This window comes from Roseovarius autotrophicus, assembly GCF_018069895.1.
Lineage (GTDB): Bacteria > Pseudomonadota > Alphaproteobacteria > Rhodobacterales > Rhodobacteraceae > Roseovarius > Roseovarius autotrophicus.
Window position 1 is genome coordinate 1 of the sequence record NZ_JAGQDH010000058.1, and the last position, 2,409, is coordinate 2,409.

Consider the following 2,409-nt stretch of genomic DNA (forward strand, 5'->3'; position numbering starts at 1 on the left):
TGTCAACGCCGGAGTAAAATTGGGCCACGGGGCGGCGCAAAACTAGGCCACCTGGGGTTTCTGCGGGGCGCGCGTGGCGGGCGGCGGCCAGTCAGCCGCGCTCTCCATGTAGCTGGCGGGTGACTGGCCGCCTTGGACCGTCAGGTCCAAGTCTGGTTGCTTGGATCAGTTGATGTCGCTGGGCTTGCGCGCGCGACTTTGAGCGAGGCGATAGCTTTCGCCGTTCATCTCGAGGATGTTGACGTGGTGGGTCAACCGGTCGAGAAGCGCGCCGGTCAGCCGCTCGGTGCCGAATGTCTCGGTCCATTCATCGAAGGGCAGATTGCTGGTGATCAGCGTGGCCCCACGCTCGTAACGCTGGGATATCATCTCAAAGAGCAACTCGGCACCGGTCTTGGAGAGCGGCACGAAGCCCAGTTCGTCGATGATCAGCAGCTTCACGGCAGCCATCTGCTTTTGGACGCGGAGCAGACGGCGTTCGTCGCGGGCCTCCATCAACTCGTTGACCAGCGCGGCAGCGGTGGTGAAGCTGACGGACATGCCCTTCTGGCAGGCCGCCAGGCCCAGGCCCAAGGCGATGTGGGTCTTGCCGGTTCCGCTGGGGCCAAGGGCGATCACGTTCTCGCGCCGTTCAATCCACTCGCAGCGCGCCAGTGCCAACACCTGCATCTTGTTCAGTTTGGGGATCGCCTTGAAGTCGAAGCTGTCCAAGCTCTTTGTGGCCGGGAACTTCGCGGCCTTGATACGGCGCTCGACCATCCGCCGCTCTCGGTCGATGAGTTCCAATTCGACCAGGCGCGACAGGAACCGGACATGGTCCAACCCTTCGGCGGCGCATTGGCGCGCAACCTTCTCGTGCTCCCGCAAGAATGTGGGCAGCTTCAGCGTCTTCAGATGGTGGGCAAGCAGGATCTTCGGGGCATCGGTCATTCTGCCGCCTCCGACATCAAGGCCATGTAGCTGGCCGCCCGCGTCGTCTCGACATTCGCCCGCGGCAGGTAGGGGTAGACATCGAGATCAAGCCTCGGGGGGCGCTTCTCCACCTGACAGAGCACGAGGTGCTTTACGGCATCGAAGCCGACCGCTCCCAGCTTCAGGGCCTTCTTCACGGCGGCATGCAGGTCATCCATACCGAAGGTCTCGAGCAGACGCAGCACCTGCACATACTCGCGTCGGCCCATCTTGAGCATGCGCGCCTCCATCAGGCGGCGCAAAGTCAGGAACTCATCAGGCAAGTCCCATTCCGCCAGAGGGGCGGCTTGATCCAACGCATTGATCTTGCGCTCGATCAGCGGAAGGTAATGGACCGGGTCGAAGATCATGTCCTCGCGGTCATAGCAGCGCGGGTGTCGGGCGATCACCTCCCCGCGACAGCCGATCACGACCTGATCGACGTAGCCGCGAACCCAGACATCCTGATGGCCGTAGGCGACCGGGACCGAGTAATCGTTGGTGTCATACCGCACAAGCGACTGGGAGCTGACCCGACCGCCCGCCTGGTCGCAGGCTTCGAACGGGGCGGCAGGAAGCGGCCGCATCGCGGCCAGATCGCGCTGCAGCCTCTCGCCGATCGTCTCCTTGTGACCACGAAGGGTGCGCGTCAGGCGCGCGCAGCACTGCCCTTCAAGATCGGCATTGAAGGCGTCCCAACTGACAAAGTGGGGGATCGGCACCATGTGGTTGCGGCGGGCGTAGCCGACCATCCCCTCGACAGCGCCCTTGTCGTTCCCCTTCCCGGGCCGACCATAGCGATCCCGAAACAGGTAATGCGACTGCAAGCCGCTGAACAGCGCGGCGCGGATGCGCGTGCCATCCGGCTGGATCTTCGAGACCAGGCAACGGTCGTTGTCGTAAAGCACCGACTGCGGCACACCACCGAAGAAGGCGAAGGCGCGGACATGCCCGTCCATCCAGGCTTCCGCCGTCGCCGCTGGATAGGCCCGCATGAAATAGGCATCGCTATGCGGCAGGTCCATGACGAAAAAGTGCGCCTTTTGTTCAACACCGCCGATGACGACAACGGCTTCGCCAAAATCCGCCTGCGCATCTCCTGGCGGATGGGCCAGCGGTACGAACATCTCCCGGCCCCGCCGCTCACGCTCACGCACGTAATCCTTGATGATCGTATAGCCGCCGATGAAACCATGCTCGGCCCGAAGCCGTTCCCATATCCGCTTGGCCGTATGACGCTGCTTGCGATGCACGGCCTTGTCGGCTTCAAGCCAAGCGTCGATGATCTCGGTGAACCCATCCAGCTTCGGCCGCTTGATCGGCGCCTCCCGCCGATAGCCAGGCGGCACCGAAAAGGCCAACATCTTCTCAACCGTCCCGCGAGAAATGTTGAAATGCTTCGCCGCCGCCCGCGCGCTCATGCCCTCGCCACACGCCAGACGGACCTTCTTGTAAAGT

The 2,409-nt window shown here is 63.1% G+C and carries 2 protein-coding genes; both read right to left on the reverse strand.

Annotated features, from left to right (window positions below; translation table 11 throughout):
• Positions 1-165 precede the first annotated feature (165 nt).
• Positions 166-930, reverse strand: coding sequence for an IS21-like element helper ATPase IstB (gene istB, locus KAK09_RS18465; RefSeq protein WP_210880388.1), 765 nt, complete (start codon positions 928-930; stop codon positions 166-168).
• Positions 927-2,409: IS21 family transposase (istA, locus tag KAK09_RS18470; protein WP_418895550.1), on the reverse strand; the 1,483-nt coding region annotated here is incomplete at its 5' end. The genes istB and istA, both read right to left, overlap by 4 nt.

What these genes read in the sequence shown, in the direction of transcription:
- istB (WP_210880388.1), bottom strand. Translation starts at nt 930, where the DNA reads ATGACCGATGCCCCGAAGATCCTGCTTGCCCACCATCTGAAGACGCTG.